The organism is Paenibacillus sp. VT-400 (assembly GCF_001029205.1).
In the GTDB taxonomy this organism is placed as follows: Bacteria; Bacillota; Bacilli; order Paenibacillales; family Paenibacillaceae; genus Paenibacillus; species Paenibacillus amylolyticus.
Genome location: NZ_LELF01000067.1, coordinates 657858 through 676467 on the forward strand (window position 1 = coordinate 657858; position 18610 = coordinate 676467).

Here is an 18610-nt window from a genome sequence, read left to right on the forward strand (position 1 = left end):
CCCCTTAAAAAAGGGGATCAAAGAAATCTGGGGTTAACAGTGATCGGAAGGTTGTTCTGGCCGCGCAGTGTACAGTGCGATTTTTATTAATCGTTCTCATATGAGGCCCAATTATATTCAATAAAAGCATTGACGATTAGCACTGCAAACTGGTAAAGTATCAGAAAAGCAAAACCAAGTAGACTAATGGGAATAATATTAAAGTAATATCATCCAACTTAGGAAAAATGTCGTATTGAAGCCAGGAAGACTGCCGACCGGAGCTAAAGCCGGAGGCTGGGAGGGAACGCAGCAATGAATACCGTTCTTCGTCATAAGGGATGGACTTGGGGATTCCGCAGTACCGTATTGTTATATTTTATCGTACTTATTGTACTTCCAATCATCGGTGTGTACGTCAATTCCTTCTCTGAAGGATGGAGCAACTTTGTTCAGAGCATTATGGACCCCATCGCGTGGAAAGCCGTACTGCTGACCATTCGGCTGGCCGTGATTGCCACGCTGATTAATGTGGTTTTGGGCACGATGATCGCCTGGGTGTTGACAAGATATCGCTTTGTGGGCCGATCGTTTCTCAACAGTCTGGTTGATCTCCCGTTTGCACTGCCAACAGCGGTGGGCGGCTTGATGATTATGCTGCTTTTGGGTCCAGTCAGTGCCATCGGGAAACTGGCAGAATCCATGGGATTTGAGATTGTATTTCACCAGCCCGCCATTGTTATCGCGATGACCTTTGTCACGTTTCCGTTTGTTATCCGTGCAGTGCAGCCTTTGCTGGAAGAAATCGATCCTTCCGAGGAAGAGGCCTCGTACACGATGGGGGCATCCAAGGCTCGCACGTTCATGCAGGTTATTCTGCCTTCCATGGCACCTGGCATGATCAGTGGGGGGATGTTGGCTTTCTCCAGAGGACTGGCTGAATTCGGGGCTGTTGTGCTGGTGGCTGGTAACATTCCGGGAAGAACACTGACCGCTTCCGTATTTATTTACGGGGAGATTGAAAGTGATAATCCAACGGGAGCCGCCGCGGTATCCGTGTTGCTCCTGACGCTCTCCTTCCTGATCCTCTGGCTGATCAATCTGGTGCAGATGCGGGGGAGAAGACGATGAGACGACTGTTAATCGGACTGACGTTTGCGGTATTTATTGTACTGCTGATCATCCCGCTTGGACGCATTTTTATTGGCGCATTTGAAGACGGGGCAGGTGGATTCCTGAAAGGGTTAATGCGTCCTGAGGCGTTACATGCCTTGATGATGACCGGACTGGTGGTTCTGGTGGTCACCCTGTTAAATACATTGTTTGGCATCATGATGGCTCTGTATCTGGTTCGTGCCGGATGGATGAGTGAACGGATAAAAGGGCTGCTGAACAGCATTGTAGACCTGCCTTATGCCGTATCTCCTGTCATTGGCGGCTTGATGATTGTGTTGATGTTGGGACCTAACAGCATTATGGGCGCTTTTTTTGAAGGGATTGGATTCAATGTGGTCTATGCCTTCCCGGGTATGGTGATCGCAACGTTATTTGTTACCTTTCCACTGATGGTCAGAGAGGTTATGCCTGTCCTCCAGGAACTCGGTTCTCAGCAAGAGGAGGCGGCATCTACACTTGGCGCCTACGGCTGGAGAACGTTCTGGAGTGTGACATGGCCTTCGATCCGCTGGGCGGTAGTGTATGGTCTAGTCTTGACGGTTGCGCGCTCGCTTGGGGAATTCGGTGCAGTGCTGGTGGTATCCGGTAATATTATGAACAAAACGCAGACCGCAACAACGCTGGTGTACCAGGATGTTGAGAATTTTAATGTAGCTGCCGCAAATGGTGTGGCATTGGTGCTGGTCACCTTCTCCGTCGGGCTGCTGCTTATGATGGAATGGGCCAAGAAGCGAAAGGAAGTGCATTGATATGCATGTAGAAGTCCGTGATCTGAACAAACATTTCGGTGATTTTCATGCGGTAAAAGATGTCTCATTCGATATTGCCAAAGGCCATCTGATCGGTCTGCTTGGACCCAGCGGAGGCGGGAAAACGTCCATTCTACGGATGCTTGCGGGTCTGGAGAATCCGGGTTCTGGAGAGATTCGCTTTCATGGAAAAGTGGTGAACCATCTGCCTCCACAGGAGCGGGGCATCGGATTTGTATTCCAGAACTATGCCTTGTTCAAACATATGACGGTATTTGAGAATATCGCCTTTGGACTCAAGGTCAAGAAGACACCAAAAGCCCAGATTCGTGATCGGGTGATGGAACTTGTTGAACTGACCGGGTTAAAAGGTTTCGAACAGCGCTATCCACATCAGTTGTCTGGTGGGCAGCGTCAGCGTGTTGCTTTTGCCAGAGCACTTGCCCCGGAGCCCCAGCTATTATTGCTGGACGAACCGTTCGCGGCCATTGATGCTAAGATCCGTCAGGAACTGCGTTCATGGTTGCGTGAGTTGATTGAACGGGTAGGGATTACTTCGATATTTGTAACGCATGACCAGGATGAAGCGATTGAAGTGGCGGACGAAATCATGATTATCAGCCAAGGTCGTCTCGAACAGAAGGGCACACCTTGGGATATCTACAAAAACCCGCAGACACCGTTTGTCGCTACATTTATCGGGGAGTCTACGGTTGTGGAGGATGCCTCCCAGCTGAAAGGATTCGAACATGCGGTTGAGGGTGAAAGTACACGAGCGCTGATTCGACCGGAGTATATTGAGATCGGCTTGAAAAATGAGTTCACCATGTTGTCTGCAACGGAAAAAGGTACAGTCAAACATCTTCATTTCCGCGGCAGTGAATGGATGGTAGAGGTGGATGTACAGGGTCATAAGTTAATCACATATCGTTCCCTGGAGAAAACGACATTGGAGATCGGTCAACAAATTCGCGTCCTTGTACACCGTGCATACCTGTTCAATGACTCCAACAGTTGGGTGGTTGAGAACCGACTGAAGGAAGATCCGATGCCGGTGATGATTTAGATCAAGTGGAAGAAAGGGGCTGCCCATGCAGACGAGGAAGAAGAAAGCCATACTCTTATATGTCGCCCTCATGCTTCTGCTCGTCTGCATGACCGCTGGATGCAGCAAGCAGGAGGAGTCAAGCGAACAGAACGAGCCCTCTGGTAACGATTCATCCAATACGCTGGTGATTGGTGCTTATAGTGTAGCGAAAGATGCTGTAGGCGAATTGCTACCCAAGTTCCAAGAGGAGTGGAAGGCAAAAACCGGACAGACGATTAACTTTCAAGAATCCTATGAAGCTTCGGGCACACAGGCAAGAGCCATCGTTGGTGGATTCGAGGCTGATGTAGCCTTGCTCGCGATGGAGAGTGATATCGAGAAGTTGGTCAAAGCCGATCTGGTTAGCTCTGATTGGAAACAGACCCCTAATGAGGGCATGATCACCCGTTCAATTGTTGTTCTGGGCACAAGAGCGGGCAACCCGCTCGGTATTCGTGATTTTCAGGACTTAACCAAGCCAGGAGTGAAGGTACTGTACCCCAATCCAAAGACATCCGGAGGCGCACAATGGGACATTAATGCCATTTATGGTGCCGGATTGAAACTGTCGGAGGAGCAAGAGGGGAAGAAAGATCCTGCCGCAGCCAAGGCTTTTCTCGAACAGGTACATCGTAACGTTGAATCATTGGACAAGAGTGGGCGTTCTTCGATGGCGGCATTCGAATATGGTGTGGGTGATGTCATCGTCACGTATGAAAATGAATTGCTTGCCCGGATCGCCAAAGGTGTAGATTATGACATCGTCATTCCAAAAAATACGATCCTGATTGAGAACCCAGCAGTTGTGGTGAATAAATATGCCGATAAACATGGAAATCGCGAACTGGCAGAAGCCTTTGTCGCATATCTGCGTACACCAGAAGCGCAGCGTATTTTTGCCAAGCATGGTTTTCGTTCAGTAGATCCGGATGTATTTGCACAGACGGAGTCGACATTCCCAACGCCAGAAGGACTATTTGATATCAACTATCTGGGTGGATGGGACGAGGTACGCAGTACGTTGTACTCCAAACGCGGCGTGTGGTATCAGGTGCTCGCTGGATTATGAGTATTGCTGATGTAATCGAATAGGTAACCGAGCATGTAGATACTAAACCTTCATTTCAATGGAAGTAGAGATGGAGGTTTTTTACTGCCAAAAGGTTATAATAGAGGTATACTGAATCATGATTGTTACATAGTACTAGCAGGAAGGCGTGATAGTATGAACACAGAGATCAAATTATCCCAAAGTACAGCGATTCGACTGGAGCAGGCCCGTGGTAAGGGTATGACTGAGGAAGAAATTTTAAAAGCTATTCAAGCGAAAGACGTTTCCGCTTTTGACGCCGTGTCTGAAGAGGAATACCGATATACCGAATTTTTCTCGTATGCGGATGAACATGGTGAAAATCTGGAGGAAGCAGTAAAAGATGGCTACCGGATTACCTTTAACACGCGTGGTGGACTCGGAATCTGGTTGGAGAAAGCCTTCAAGGTACAGCCCGAGAAAGACTTCACAGTGGGTGAAGGAATCATCACCGGATTACAGTTGAAACCGGAGCAGGCAGAGGTACTGGCGAAGCGGCTTGCATCGAACTGGGTCATTACGGATTCGAAGGATGTACCTGCGGGTCAGGAATTGACGTTGAAGCTGCGGGCACTGGTATAGTTCCAGCGCGGAGTGGATGTGACTCGAATTAATCGGTCGTGGCCTGTTTAAAAGGTAAGGCCTGATCTTCATGCGGACGACCCGCTTATAAGGTTGCATCACATGCTGACGAAGCGTACGCTCCCGAATGGAGCGAAGCATGGAATTAAAGTCTGACGGTGAACGGTCAGACCACAGACTGTCCCGAATTGCAGTGGAGAACTGCAACGGGATGGTCTTTTTTTTGCAAAAACGGAGGTGGACGATTACAATCTACATATCATTAATTCAGGGGGAATGCGGATTGAATCAGCTAACATTTCTGGGCACTGGCGATGCGATGGGCGTTCCACGTGTGTATTGTGATTGCGAAGTATGTACAGAGGCAAGGCTTACGGGAGAGAATAAACGGAAACGCTCTTCTGTTCTGATTGACGGTGGTGGGGATGGTGCGGGTGAACAGTTCATGATTGACTGCGGACCAGACTGGAGATCACAGATGGAGGATCAGGGAATGCGCATGGTGCATACGCTGCTCATCACTCATGCCCATTTTGACCATATTGGAGGATTGCCGGAATGGGCGGATGCATGCCGGTGGTTGGGTGTAAAGGGGCGTTTGTATGCACCACGCGAAGTGATTGCCACCATTCAGGGACAGTTTCCTTGGTTGGGTCGTCATACGGACTTTCTGGAAACGGATGATGATATTGAACTAGGCGGCTGGAAGGTACATTCCTGGAAAGTATGCCATGGACATAACGGGTATTCGTACGCCTATCGATTGGATCAGGGTGGGTATAGCTGGGCGTATTGTTCAGACGCTATTGACCTGAAGGATGCCGAGAAAGAGCCTTTGCACGGACTGGATATGCTGGTGCTTGGAACAAGCTTTGTGCATGAGCTTGCGGAATTCTCAACACGTTCCGTGTACGATATGCGTGAGGCGCAGGAGCTGCTGTGGGAACTGAAGCCGGGTCATACTTATTTTACACATATGTCTCATGACGTCGATGTACGGCAGAATTATAATCTGGATCAACGTATTACGATTGCCCTTACCGGGATGAAGGTACCGCTTGGAACATTAAAGCTGGAAACGAATGCGTAACTCAACTTAACTAGCGTAACAAAAATAAATTCAGAAGAGCGTATCCTTTACAAAGGGTTCTTCGTTTACATAGTGTAAGTCAAAATCAATCAGGAACCAGCAAAGGGGGGCCCCCAAGATGGCCTTTGTGAAGTCCGTGGATTGCAGAATCAACAGACCACATGATGATGGTAAACAAGATAAATTCGATATTGAATTTAATGGCAACGACAGAAAAAATCAATTGAACCCAAGCATCCATACCGTACTACCCGATCTGATGGGTTCGTTGTATGCGTATTGTCTATCTCTGACGAAATCAGTTCCAGACACGGAGGATCTGGTTCAGGAGACCTGTCTCAAAGTGTTGTCGTCGAGAGTGGTTGGAACTTCCGGGATGAATAAAGATATAAACTGGGAAGCTTATCTGATTCGTATTGCTCGCAACAGCTGGATTGATATCTTACGTCAGCGGGAGAGATTGGCTTATAAACTGGATAGCTTGAAGCCGCTCCTACACGAAATGGAGGAGGAAAGGCGATTCGAGGAATTGGAGTCTGCCGTACAACTTCTTGTAAATACGCTACCACCGTGGCAGCGAGTGATATATGTATTACGTGAATTAATGGGTTATAGGGCGGCAGAGACTGCGGAAATGCTGGATACGACAGAAGGCGCTGTGAAAGCAGCGTTAAGTCGTGCTCGCTCTGCCATAGCTGAAGTGAGGCACAGGTTGGAACAATCGGACGCTGAATTGCAGTATGAGGAAGGCGCAGTGGAGGACAATCGGGAGGAACTGCGCAACTATCTGCTGGCATTTCGTAATGGGGATACAGCCCGAATGATTGATCTGTGCCTGAACCGGACCGATGACCCGATGGCTGTGGCGGGCACGATTTTGCAGCATACTTTGCCGTCTCCAACCATGCAACCAATGATGTACGGGTACTCTACTTCTGGCATGAACTCGATGTCGTATGGAGGAGGATACACGGTCAACATGGTTGCCTAAACCGAGGAGGCGACACACATGAATGTAGTACCCTATGTAGTGGAACAGACAGCTCGCGGAGAGCGGAGTTATGATATTTATTCACGTTTGCTCAAAGATCGGATCATTATGGTGTCCGGAGAAATTGAGGATCAGATGGCAAATGCCATCGTGGCCCAGTTATTGTTTTTGACTGCAGAGGACCCGGAGAAGGACATCCAGATGTACATCAACAGTCCTGGTGGGTCGGTGACTGCGGGATTCTCGATCTATGATACGATGCAATTTGTGAAGCCGGATATCTCCACGATCTGTACAGGTATGGCGGCAAGCTTTGGTACGATCTTGCTGGTGGGTGGAACAAAAGGTAAACGTATGGCGTTGCCCAACAGTGAGATTATGATCCATCAGCCACATGGCGGTACACGAGGGCAGGCGTCGGATATGCTGATTCATGCTAACCGCATCATTCAGCATCGTCAACGTCTTAACAAGCTGTTAGCCGACCATACAGGACAGTCAATTGAGCGGATTGAGAAGGACTCGGATCGAGACTATTTCCTGACCGCTGCGGAAGCAGTCGAATATGGATTGGTGGATAAGGTCATATCCAGCTCATAACAGTAGCCCGTAAGGTCATGTGACCTTTCGGGCTTTTTTCGATTTATAACCAAACCTTACATTTCTTTTGCAAGCGTAATAAGCCTGCTCATGCCTTCCCGAATCTGCTGCTCATGTGCATAAGAGAAGGACAGGCGCAGCTTGCGACTGGCTGAATGATCCGAAGAATCAAATACGGTTCCGGGTACAAAGGCAACGGATTGTTCCATGCATCGGTGAAGCAGTCTCCCTGTATCCACACCCTCAGGAAGCTCTACCCAAAAGTTGAGTCCGCCCTCCGGCCGGGTCCACGTCCAGTCCGTTTCCAGCAGAGATTGTTCCATCACTTCCATCCGTAGCTGGATAGCGGTCCGCAGCTTGGATAGATGCTGATGCATGCGTTCTGACTGAAAATAACGGAGAAAAAGCTTCTGGTTCAGAAGGGGCGATCCGTTATCTGTCAGTGATTTTACAGCCTGTAGTCCTGGCATGAATCGCTGGCGGCATATGATGGCTGCAATCCGTAGCCCGGGTGCAACGTACTTGCTGTAACTGCGGATGTACAGAGTGTGTCCAGTAGTATCGTAGGTGAAAATGGGTGCAGGAGGTTTCTCCTTAAAATAGATATCATAGGTACTGTCGTCTTCGAGCAGAAAACAACCATACTGTTCTGCAAGTTCAGGTAACTGCTTACGCTGTTCTACTGGAACATTAAGGCCGGTTGGATTCTGAAAGGTCGGTGTCATATAAAAGAGGCGCGGCTTCTCACTCTTCATCAGATGTTCGATCTGCTCCAGATCATACCCGTCCGAGTGAATATCCGTAAAGATCAGACGAGCACCTTGTTTGCGGAAAATCTCCATTGCCGGTCCATACGTAGGCCGTTCCATTAACACCCGATCCCCGGGTTTGACCAGCGTCCGCGAGATGACATCAATCGCTTGCTGCGCCCCCGAAGTAATGAGTACTTCGTCTGCGGAGAGGTAGAAGCGTTCTTTTTTCGTTAGGTGGCTTGCCAGCGCACTTCGCAATTCCAGATCTCCCTGAATCGTGGAATACGTTCCGAGCAAACGGGGATATTGATCCAGCAGATCACGCATTAGTTCACCCCAATAACGGTTGGGCAGCAAAGAGGGATCGATTAACGATTTGGAAAATTGGTATTCTGCTTCAAGGGACTGTACCCGTGCAAGTGAATCCCAATGCAGCCAGGCAGACACGGCGGGATCATCCGCCTGATCCGTTACTGAGAATGGAGTCGCTGGGCTGACATAATAGCCAGACTTATCCTTCACATAAACACTCCCACGTTCCTTTAACTCCTGATAGGCTTTGAATACGGTCAGACGATGTACGCCGAGTAGCTCGGACAGGCTTCGTACAGATGGCAGTTTTTCATGTTCGGCCCACTCTCCCGCTTCTATACGTACAACGAGATAATGGATTACTTGCTCATATAATTTCAGGCTGTTATCTGTCATCATCATGGTTCTGCCCACCCGGCTCACACTCCTTTTGAACTCTATTGTAACAGCTAATGGGAGAAAACTGTTCTGTTTTGTTCATTCTGTTCTGTAGACCATGAGATATGATGGAGAACAGATAAAGGAGTGGTTATCATGGTGGGGATTGCATTTACGGTTATGTGTCTTATTTTCGGTACAACATTTCTGGCTATTAAAATTGGAGTAGAGGCAGGCATGCCGCCTTTTCTGTCAGCCGGATTGCGATTTTTAATCGCGGGAGCGCTGATGTTTGCATGGATGAGGATGAAGGGCAAAGTGAGCTGGTCGCTCCTGTTCCGCAAGGAGATGTTGTTAACGGGAGCGGGGCTGACCTTCGGCACTTTTGCCACATTATATTGGGCTGAACAGCATGTGAGCTCGGGTGTGGGTGCCATTCTGTCAGCGACAGGGCCGCTGATGATTATGTTGATGCAGACGGCGCTGTTACGGCAAAAAACATCTGCCCGTATGATTGTGGGCTGCCTGATCGGGTTCACCGGTGTGGTACTGGTTGTGTTGCCAGGTGTATCGCTTGGTGCAGGTTCCCTGTTCATGTGGGGTTGTATCGCGGTACTAGTGGGGGAGGTCTGTTATTCAGCAGGTGCATTGTACTCCAAAAAGGTCATTCATCAGTTCAAGGAGGCTAGTCCTGTAGCGATCAATGCGGTGCAGATGATGTATGGGGGACTGCTGTTATCCCTGCTCTCGGTCGGAACGGAATCGTGGAGTATGTCTGCTCTGGACTGGGTGCCTGCCGTCTCGTCGGTGATCTATTTGACTGTCATCGGCTCCATGGTGGGGCATAGTCTGTTCTATTGGATTATGTCGCGTACCAACCCGTTGTTTCCAGCAACATGGTTATACATTTCACCACCCATTGCCGTAGGGCTTGGTGCTGTTGTCTACGGTGAGCATGTCAGCTGGGTTACATGGATCGGTGTAGTGCTGGTCGTTTCAGGTCTGCTGGCGATGAATGAGAAGGTGAGCGGCTGGTTGAAGAAAAGAAGTCGTGCGAGGATGACAGTGCAGGCTTCCGAATCTGTTTTAAAATAGGTAAAGTTGGAAGGTATGCAGCTCAATCTCAAAATCAGCCATTGATTTTAGGTTGAGCTGTTTGTTATTTCAACATGATATTCTCGTTAACCAGTAGGTAGTAATATTCATCCATCTGTTCTGCCGTAACATTTTCTTCGAAATGTTGTATCCACCACATCACAAGTAAACGAATCACCCCCGAGTGAAACTCGGCAACAAGTTCTATGGGAAGTGAAAATTGTTTACCTCTTCTCTTCAATTCCAGAAAATCCCTTCTGAATATCTCTCCGATATAATGTATGAAAAAGTTGTTAAACCCCTCATCCTTCTGTTGGTTCTGCACAATTGTCTCCAGTACATTTCCGAACAGAATTTTAGATATGCTTTGCAAAGGCTGCTGTAATCGATCTTCTACATTCATGTGTAAATAATCCCGAAGGACCCAAGATAGGGTGGAGGACAGCAGAGCAAATTTATCCTTGAAATGTTTGTAAAACGTTGTTCGGTGAACCATAGCTTTGTCACATATTTCATTAATTGTGATGTTGCTGAATAGCTGGTCTTTCTCACATAACAGATCGAGTAGCGCCATCGTTAACAATTTATGAGTTCGGGTAACTCTCAAATCCACCTTTTTATCAATCATTTTCATCTACATCAGTTCCTTATTGTAGTTTAGCTATATAGTATCAACACATTGATTCTTACATGGAACGAGATTTCAAGTGTATATTGGTATTATAAGTAATTTTTTGATAGGGCTACAAGTGTAGATAAAATATGATGGATTAGAGAGGATGAAGTGGCGATGTCCGACATGAAAAAAGCTGTGGTGATCGGGGCAGGTATTGCAGGGTTAATCACTGCAAGGATGTTATCTGATTATTATGATGAGGTATGTATCATTGAGCGAGATGAATTGCCTTCTGAGCCGGCAAATCGGCAGGGTGTGCCTCAATCCTTTCATCCACATCGTGTATTACCGCGCGGCGGACTCATTCTGGAACATTACTTTCCCGGATACAATGACGAATTGGTCGCGCTTGGTGCCATTCCTTCACATGAAGAGAAGTTTATGATTGCCAATCGCTACGGTACATTAGTTAATAAAGCGAATGCTGCTTCCTCATTCAAAATTGCATCGAGCAGCAGAGCTCTGCTGGAATGGGTATTGCGTCAGCGAGTCCAGAACATAGATCATATAAGCTTCTTAACGAGCACGGAAGTTACTGGTTTAATGGCATCAGAAGATCAGCGTTTGATTACAGGCGTGTATACCAAAGAAAGAGGCCGGGATAATCCGGAAGCAATGCTTGTAGCAGATATGGTTATTGATGCCGCGGGACGTTCTTCCAAATTGATCAGATGGCTTGAACAGATAGGGTTGTCCGTGCCTGAGCCGGAAGTGCTAAAGGTGTCTCTTGGTTACAGCACCCGCTATTATAAGATACCATCCTCTATTCAAAATGACTGGGGAACGGTGATAACAGAGTCCGATCCTGTGCAAGGAACTCGTGCAGGCATGTTGTGGCGCATTGAAAATGATATCGCTGGTCTGTTACTGTTCAACGCAGGAGGAGATGAATATCCTCCAACCCATCCGGATGAGTTCCAAGAGCAAATCAAACATCTGTTTGCTTCGGATGAAATCGTAGCGTTGGCAGACCAGCTGGAGCCTTTTCAAGGGCCTCGTGGATACCGTATTTCCGAGTCTGTTCGTCAACATTTTGAACTGATGGAGAATTGGCCCTCCGGATTACTTGTCCTTGGCGATGCATTCTGCAGCTTCGATCCGATCCATGGTCAAGGCATGACGGTCGCTGCAATTGAAGCCGAGACCATAGGGAAATGCTTGGATGAGCAGCGAATGCATCCTGAGCCGCAGTTTGAGCGCCAAGTGTTGCTTCGTATGCAGCAGGCCATTGAACCAGCCTGGTGGCTTAGTTCTGTGGCCGATCTGCGTTGGAAAGGGGTCGAACATGTTGGGCCTTCCCGAATGAAAGGGGTTGCGTTTGCTCAGAAGTATATAAACTTGTTTACTAAGCAGGCGATGAAAAAGGCGAGTCAGGAAAATAATAAACATCTCTTTTTTACCCAGTTCCTGATGAATGCTCTAATCCTTCCTCCAAGTGAATACTTTAAAGGTGAAATCCTGAACATGATCCTGAACGACAACGGTTCCGAAGAAGAAATGGAGTTAAGAGCAGAGCTTGGTGTCCAAGATCCGGAGTTATTCCAGCAAAGAATAGATGAGATCATTCCGTCATTTCAACTGGAATTTGATGGGCAAATCAAAAAACTGCTGGAGTCTTTCCAGCATGCCATGAGCAAGTAAAACAATGAATCGTGGTGCGTGAAAGTAGGCAAAACATGAAACGAATAATTTTAAATTTCATAGCTAGCATTGTAATCTCATTTATTGTATTTTTTATTGTTTTATTTTTTGCCGATGTCCCAGATACAAATCGTGTCATCTTATCTATGGCGATTACGATTTCACTACAATTATCCTTGATTACCGCATTGTTGCTCTCAAAACATAAAAAATAACAGAAAAATATACCAAATATAATCGCTAAATAGGATAATGAACATATTTTTAAAATCAAAAAAACAGCCCTGTACGGCGAAATTCGCCGACTGGGCTGTTCGTTGATCTCATTTACTCTGCGTTCAACACAAACTTCTCGATAACTTCTTTTACACCGTCTTCGTTATTACTTGCCGTAATGTAATCTGCCAGCTCTTTCAGCGCAGGAATGGCATTTCCCATCGCTACACCAAGACCAGCAACTTCGAGCATCTCATGGTCGTTCCAGGAGTCGCCGATGGCAATACACTCGCTGAGCTGGTGACCAAAATGGTCCGCCAGGAAGGTCAGGGCGTGGCCTTTAGTTCCTTCGTTGTGCATGATCTCCAGGAAGTAAGGTTTGGACTTTGTGATATGGACTTGAGGTCCGAGCAATTCACGCAAGTCAACGGCAACCTTATCCAAGTAGTCTGGCTCATCGATAATAAGCAACTTTGGTGTTTTTTGTTCGATGACTTTGATGAAATCAGATTCGATGTAATATTGGGTGCCGTTTAATTTGGCATAATCACGCAGCTTGTCGTTTTCCTCACGGGCATATAACTTATCGTCAATGTATGTTTGAAGGTGGAGATTGTTCTCCAGGCAGTAATCATACAATTTGCGGGAAGCTTCCTGTGGAACGTAACGCTCATAAAGGACTTTTTCGTCCAGCAGGTTTTTCACCAGTGCGCCCTGATACGTAATAATCGGAACGTTAAGTCCGGTTTGACGAGCAAGCGCTTGTGCGGAAGCATAAGCACGTCCAGTCGCCAGCGTTACAGTTACACCATGGGCAACCGCTTGTTCCAGTGCTGTCTGTGTAGCAGGGGTTACTTCTTTGTTGTCGTTGATCAGTGTGTCATCAATGTCGATTGCAATCAATTTGTAGCTCATCTGTGTTTCTCTCCTTTTTTATCTGTATTTATTTGTATCTATACCCGACTTAATCTATATCAGTTCAACTAAACGTTTTACACGAGAACGGAGAGGACAGAAAAAACCTGAAGAAGCGGAGCGTTCGCCTGAAAGCTTTCTGAAAGAAAGCTACATCGGAAGCATAAGCTATCCCCGGATTTTCCCTTTGAAGAAGGGAATCAAAAAAATCTGGGGATAACAGCGATCGGAAGGTTATTCTGTCATCGGAGTGGCAGGTGTAAACATTCTTGGGTTGAACTTATATACCTACTCTTCCAGGAAAACAAGGCCGATAAAGTCTTCCAGCTCAAGGTTGCCGAAGTAATGTTTTACATCCAGGCCCTCAAGTGCAGTACGCACCTCGGTTTCCTCATACCTCTTGCCGCGCAGCATATTTTCGATATCCGCTACATCGCCTACACCGAAGAAGTCGCCAAAGATTTTGATATCTTCGATACGTCCATCCTTGATGTTCATGCGCAGATCGATGATGCCAACAGGGAATTTGCGAGTGTGCTTCACATTGCTTTCCGGAGACAAGCCATAGTTCCAGTCCCAGTTATTATAACGCTCAGCGGAGATTTCCTTGATTTTGTCCCAGTCCTTGTCAGTCAGCTTGTATTGCGGGACGTCTTGTGGCTCCATTCTGAAAATGTGACGTAACAGCTCATCGCGGAACTGCTCAATCGTCAGGTTGGTGTCAATCAGATCCCGTATGTTGGCGACCCGGCTGCGGACGGACTTGGTGCTCTTGGATTTGAACTTCTCGGGATTGACGTTCAGGGAAGCCTGAACATGCTCCAGATTCAGATCAAACATCAATGTGCCATGACTGAACATACGCCCACGTGTAGAGAACTGGGCATTGCCCGAAATTTTCTTTTCGCCGACTTGCAGATCATTACGCCCGGTCAACTCGGCATTTACACCAAGCTCGTGCAAAGCTTCAACCACTGGCTGGGTAAACTTGCGGAAGTTATGGAAGGATTGACCGTCATCCGCTGTAATAAAACTGAAATTCAGGTTGCCCAGATCATGATATACCGCTCCGCCTCCCGAAAGACGACGAACCACCTGCACACCGTTATCCTGAACGTACTCGATATTAATTTCTTCAATCGTATTTTGATGTTTTCCGATGATGATCGACGGACGGTTGATGTAGAACAGCAGATAGCTGTCATCCTCCATCGGCAGATGTTTCAGAATGTACTCCTCAATCGCAAGGTTTACAGAAGGATCTGTAATGCCCTGGTTGTCTACAAACAGCATGGTCATTCCTCCATTAATGTATGTGAGGGATTGCTAGTCCCTTATGTAGTGAACCTTGTATATCAAAAGGAACCGAAATTCCTCTTCTATTGTAAACGAATTATGGTTGGGACACAAAGAAAACAGGATTGACCCACACCTCCCGTGCCATCCATAATAAAAAGGACATACAGAAAGGATGACGGAAGAATGACCGGTTATATCGAAGTGTTCGGACATGGCGGGGACGTGGAGACGGCTGCGTCACGATTTGGGAGGGAAGCCGCTGATTTTCTGGATTTCAGTGCCAACATTAATCCACTCGGTCCACCCAGAGGGGTGCTGGAGGCTATACAGCAAGGATTGCAGTCGGTGATTCGGTATCCCGATCCGGCGCATCGCGGATTCAAAGCACTGCTGAGCGAGCGTCTTGGTGTGATGCAGGAGCTGATTTCCGTGGGCAACGGCGCAGCCGAAAGCATGGCGCTCATTCTGCTGGGGCTTGCCCCGCGCAAGGTGGGTACGGTGGAACCGGGATTTTCGGAGTACCGGTCGTTGGCACGACAATTCGGTGCCGAGGTTGTGCATACGGAGGGAAGAGAAGAACTGGCGTGGCGAGCGGAACCCGAGGACATCGAGCAACTCATGGAAAAGGTAGACCTGCTCTTCCTCGGCCAGCCCAACAATCCAAACGGTGTACAATATCCACTTGAGGTATTACAAAGGCTTGCACGCAAAGCGGAAGAAACGGGAACCGTACTTGTCATTGACGAGGCCTTTATGGATTTTATTCCGTTAGACCGGCGTCAGTCCCTGGCAACACATCTGAATGACTATCCGAATGTGATCATCATTCGCTCGATGACAAAGTTTTATGCCATACCGGGCTTGCGTCTCGGATATGCTCTGGGCCGTGCCGAATACATTCAGGCGATGACAAAGAAACAGGTGACCTGGAGTGTCAACGGTCTGGCGCTCATGGCAGGGGAAGCCTGTCTGCGCAGTGGAGAACGGTACGAACAGGAGACCATGTCACAGATCACGCGGGAACGGGGGCGTCTCATCGAAGGGCTGAAGGCGTACGGATGTACGGTGACACCGGGAGAGGCGAATTTTATTTTGGCACGTGTGCCGGCCCCTTGGACAGCGGCATCAATGCAGGAGGCGCTGGGCCGAAGAGGCATTCTGATTCGTAGCTGTGCCATGTATCCGGGGCTTGACAAAGGGCATGTACGTTTCGCGGTCAAGGATGCAGATGCCAATGCTACATTACTGGAAGGGCTGGGCAGCGTGCTGGAAACCAAGGGATATCCGAATGTCAATCAGACCTCCATTCATGAATCAAGTCAGCAGGAGCAGACAAAAGATTCCGAACAGGAACAGGGAGGGAAGCGGCAATGACACTCCCGTTTTATAACTACTTTACGAATGGAGAAACAGAAGAGAATGAATATGCTTCCTCTTCCTGGCCGGGACTGAACATATCCGCACATGAACGACATATCAAAGCTCAGAGCCCAAGGTCTGCCCAAGCGCTGTCGAGTGCGGTATATGGCGGCGGGATGCTTGAACTGGATCGCATATTTAACCTCTATGTGGACAGGCATTACCGCTGTGATGATCCGCCGCGTGATATCGAACAAGCGCTGAATGAATGGCATGAGCCACGCGATCAATGTGCCGGATTATTGACGGCCGTAAGGCTGGAGCATACCTCCATTCAGGAATATACAAGTGATGAATTTGGCCTTCTGTGCTGCACCACTGCGGGTGTATCAAATGCCGCACGAGCGGGGTCGGAGAGAACGGTATTTGATGCGGCGGAAAATAAGACGATGTCTTCCGGCAGGGAGCGATCTGCTCCTTCAGCACGGAATCTGACGATGCCATCCTATGTCCCGGGTACAATTAACATCATGCTCTGGTTGAATGGACGCATGACCAGCGGGGCGATGGTGAATGCAGTACAGACGGCGGTGGAAGCCAAAGCGGCCGCGCTGGCGGATGCGGGTGTTCTGGATTCGGAGAACGGGTTGCCCGCCACCGGTACTACAACCGATGCCATTGTGTTGGCGGTACGTCAGGCAGTGGAGGAACTCATCCGATGATCACTTATGCCGGGACAGCAACTACGGCAGGGGCGGCGATTGGCAGATTGGTATACGACACGGTAACGGAAAGCCTTCGGGCCGGACTGTTATGGAAAGAGAGGGTCAGGAACAAATGACTTTTGAGGTGGAGCATCTATGGACCTGGCCGTTCTGGACAGGCATGGCGGGAGCCTGGATTATTATACTGGCGTACCTGTTGGACCGATGTATTGGAGATCCGCGCTGGATTCCCCATCCGGTGATTGGCATGGGAAAAGGCATCTCGGCGTTGGAGCGTGTCATTCGCTCGCGTGTGAACACAGATTCGGGGCTGAAGAGAGCCGGGCTGTTGTTCCCGATTGTGATTGCGGGGGGTTCTTTTGCGATCACGTGGGGATTCGTATATCTGCTTGGACTAATCAACCCTGTCATTGCAGCGGCAGCTGAAGTGGTGCTCATTGCAACGACCATTGCTTCAAAAGGGCTGAAGGATGCAGGTATGGAAGTGTATCGTTATCTGAAGCAGCAGGATTGGCCGGCGGCTAGACGTTCACTGGGCATGATTGTTGGACGTGATACGGCGCATCTGGATGAACCCGAGGTTGTGCGGGGAACGGTAGAGACGGTTGCCGAAAATATCGTGGATGCCATTGTATCGCCGTTATTCTATGCGCTCATTGGAGGCGCTCCGCTTGCTATGGCTTATCGCGCCGTCAACACGCTGGATTCCATGGTTGGATATAAAAATGACAAGTATCTGCATCTTGGCTGGGCCTCGGCCCGTCTGGATGATGTGGCGAACTGGATACCTGCCCGGCTGACCGCGATTCTGTTAATCGTGGGTGCCTGGGTCATGAAGCTGGACGCCAAAGGAGCAGCACGCATGGTTGCACGGGATGCAAGACTACATCCAAGTCCGAATAGCGGTTTTCCCGAATCAGCGGTGGCTGGAGCACTGGGCATCCGGCTTGGCGGACATAACGTGTATCACGGCGTTGCTTCATTTCGTGCCTACATGGGTGAAGCCACACGGCCGATGGAAGCCGAGGATATTGTGCAAACGTCACGTCTGATGTTCTGGTCGGCAGGGGCTTTTGTGGTACTATGCGTGTTCATAACGCTGGGTGTGTGGCTGGCAGGAGGGACGTTGTTATGGCCGTAAATGAAGAGAATGCAGGCAATGAAGTACATAGGGATCAACCCGGGCCGCTGAAACGAAACATTCTGTGGGTCCGTCATGGGACAACGTTGTGGAATGTGGAAAAAAGATACCTGGGGCATACCGACATCGGTCTGCTGCCAAATGCCAAAGAAGAGCTGGCTCCGCTTCATGAACAATTGAGCGGTGTTTCGTGGAATGAGGTATATTGCAGTGATCTACTTCGCTGCCGACAGACGCTGGAACAGATTCTTCCTGATGCCATCGGACAGGTGAAGTTCGACTCGCGCCTGCGCGAGAATGATTTTGGACAGTGGGAAGGGCTGACGTATGATCAGCTTAAGGATAACCCTGTGTACCGAAACTGGATTGATACGCCGCAGGAAGTCACTCCGCCCGGCGGGGAATCGTGGCAGGAGTTTACCGGACGGTTGGATTCCTTTCTCCAAGTGATGTTGTTGGAGGGTCGTCCTTCAATGCACGTTGATGAGGGGCGCGAGTCAACCATAGTTGTGGTTACGCATGGTGGTGTCATCCGGTATGCCTTGTCCCGTCTGATTGCCGGGCTTGGGTTCTGGGATACACATGTAGTACCGGGACAGGCGATTCAGGTTCAGCTTGATCAACAGGGGAATCAGTGGTTTGGCAGCAGAGTGACTTTTCCGCCGATCGGGTTGTAAGGATGTACAATATACCCTATAATCACAACAGAAGTGTGACTTCAGCATGGATGCAGATTCGCTGCAGGCTGTGAAGCCTG

19 protein-coding genes are annotated in these 18610 nt (G+C 48.6%); 15 read left to right on the plus strand and 4 right to left on the minus strand.

The annotated features are described in order from the left end of the window. Positions 1-294: 294 nt before the first annotated feature. The 8 genes from cysT (at position 295) to clpP (ending at position 7344) form a co-directional block, all read left to right on the plus strand. Positions 295-1110: a sulfate ABC transporter permease subunit CysT gene (gene cysT / locus EL84_RS13585; protein WP_017689978.1), complete on the plus strand. Its 816-nt coding sequence runs from the start codon at positions 295-297 to the stop codon at positions 1108-1110. Next, entirely contained in the window at positions 1107-1904 is a 798-nt protein-coding gene (locus tag EL84_RS13590) for a sulfate ABC transporter permease subunit (protein ID WP_047842044.1), read from the plus strand. The genes cysT and EL84_RS13590 overlap by 4 nt, the downstream gene beginning before the upstream one ends. A gap of 1 nt (position 1905) precedes the next feature. Next, positions 1906-2970: a sulfate/molybdate ABC transporter ATP-binding protein gene (locus EL84_RS13595; RefSeq protein WP_047842045.1), complete on the plus strand. Its 1065-nt coding sequence runs from the start codon at positions 1906-1908 to the stop codon at positions 2968-2970. Positions 2971-2995: 25 nt separating this feature from the next. Beyond that, positions 2996-4060 (plus strand): sulfate ABC transporter substrate-binding protein, encoded by a 1065-nt coding sequence (locus tag EL84_RS13600; RefSeq protein WP_036610768.1) that lies wholly within the window; start codon positions 2996-2998, stop codon positions 4058-4060. A 156-nt stretch (positions 4061-4216) separates the two neighbouring features. Then, on the plus strand, positions 4217-4663 hold the full coding sequence (locus tag EL84_RS13605; protein WP_047842046.1) for a hypothetical protein: 447 nt from the start codon (positions 4217-4219) through the stop codon (positions 4661-4663). Positions 4664-4946: 283 nt separating this feature from the next. Beyond that, the gene (locus tag EL84_RS13610) at positions 4947-5753 is read left to right on the plus strand and encodes an MBL fold metallo-hydrolase (protein ID WP_047842047.1); all 807 of its coding nucleotides are present in this window, start codon (positions 4947-4949) and stop codon (positions 5751-5753) included. A 118-nt stretch (positions 5754-5871) separates the two neighbouring features. Next, on the plus strand, positions 5872-6744 hold the full coding sequence (locus tag EL84_RS13615) for an RNA polymerase sigma factor (protein ID WP_053061481.1): 873 nt from the start codon (positions 5872-5874) through the stop codon (positions 6742-6744). A gap of 18 nt (positions 6745-6762) precedes the next feature. Beyond that, the gene (clpP, locus tag EL84_RS13620) at positions 6763-7344 is read left to right on the plus strand and encodes an ATP-dependent Clp endopeptidase proteolytic subunit ClpP (RefSeq protein WP_017689971.1); all 582 of its coding nucleotides are present in this window, start codon (positions 6763-6765) and stop codon (positions 7342-7344) included. A 56-nt stretch (positions 7345-7400) separates the two neighbouring features. Here the strand turns inward: clpP and EL84_RS13625 are convergent, their stop codons facing one another. Beyond that, on the minus strand, positions 7401-8822 hold the full coding sequence (locus tag EL84_RS13625; protein WP_235193757.1) for a PLP-dependent aminotransferase family protein: 1422 nt from the start codon (positions 8820-8822) through the stop codon (positions 7401-7403). Positions 8823-8942: 120 nt separating this feature from the next. Between EL84_RS13625 and EL84_RS13630 the strand changes: the two genes are divergently transcribed. Further along, positions 8943-9881: a DMT family transporter gene (locus tag EL84_RS13630; RefSeq protein WP_036610747.1), complete on the plus strand. Its 939-nt coding sequence runs from the start codon at positions 8943-8945 to the stop codon at positions 9879-9881. Positions 9882-9945: 64 nt separating this feature from the next. On the opposite strand, the gene EL84_RS13635 is transcribed toward EL84_RS13630, so the two are convergent. After that, positions 9946-10515: a TetR/AcrR family transcriptional regulator gene (locus EL84_RS13635; protein WP_036610746.1), complete on the minus strand. Its 570-nt coding sequence runs from the start codon at positions 10513-10515 to the stop codon at positions 9946-9948. Positions 10516-10671: 156 nt separating this feature from the next. Here EL84_RS13635 and EL84_RS13640 point away from each other — a divergent pair, with 156 nt between their 5' ends. Continuing rightward, positions 10672-12198, plus strand: a complete 1527-nt coding sequence (locus EL84_RS13640; protein WP_036610744.1) for an NAD(P)/FAD-dependent oxidoreductase — start codon at positions 10672-10674, stop codon at positions 12196-12198. A gap of 327 nt (positions 12199-12525) precedes the next feature. Here EL84_RS13640 and EL84_RS13645 read toward each other — a convergent pair whose 3' ends face one another. Next, on the minus strand, positions 12526-13329 hold the full coding sequence (locus EL84_RS13645) for a Cof-type HAD-IIB family hydrolase (RefSeq protein ID WP_036610742.1): 804 nt from the start codon (positions 13327-13329) through the stop codon (positions 12526-12528). Positions 13330-13617: 288 nt separating this feature from the next. Continuing rightward, positions 13618-14622 carry a lipoate--protein ligase gene (locus tag EL84_RS13650; RefSeq protein WP_036610740.1) on the minus strand — a complete coding sequence of 335 codons (1005 nt, stop codon included), beginning with the start codon at positions 14620-14622 and terminating at the stop codon, positions 13618-13620. Positions 14623-14811: 189 nt separating this feature from the next. On the opposite strand from EL84_RS13650, the gene cobD reads away from it, so the two are divergent. From cobD to EL84_RS13670, 5 genes are read left to right on the plus strand one after another with little or no spacing between them, the layout of a single operon-like run. Next, positions 14812-16002, plus strand: coding sequence for a threonine-phosphate decarboxylase CobD (cobD, locus tag EL84_RS13655; RefSeq protein WP_047842048.1), 1191 nt, complete (start codon positions 14812-14814; stop codon positions 16000-16002). Further along, positions 15999-16709 (plus strand): adenosylcobinamide amidohydrolase, encoded by a 711-nt coding sequence (locus tag EL84_RS13660; RefSeq protein ID WP_053061482.1) that lies wholly within the window; start codon positions 15999-16001, stop codon positions 16707-16709. The genes cobD and EL84_RS13660 overlap by 4 nt, the downstream gene beginning before the upstream one ends. Continuing rightward, on the plus strand, positions 16706-16828 hold the full coding sequence (locus EL84_RS32735; protein ID WP_268794683.1) for a hypothetical protein: 123 nt from the start codon (positions 16706-16708) through the stop codon (positions 16826-16828). Before EL84_RS13660 ends, EL84_RS32735 begins: the two co-directional genes overlap by 4 nt. A 44-nt stretch (positions 16829-16872) precedes the next feature. Further along, positions 16873-17853 (plus strand): adenosylcobinamide-phosphate synthase CbiB, encoded by a 981-nt coding sequence (gene cbiB / locus EL84_RS13665; RefSeq protein ID WP_047844175.1) that lies wholly within the window; start codon positions 16873-16875, stop codon positions 17851-17853. Then, positions 17844-18530, plus strand: coding sequence for a histidine phosphatase family protein (locus tag EL84_RS13670; RefSeq protein WP_053061483.1), 687 nt, complete (start codon positions 17844-17846; stop codon positions 18528-18530). Before cbiB ends, EL84_RS13670 begins: the two co-directional genes overlap by 10 nt. Positions 18531-18610: the final 80 nt, after the last annotated feature.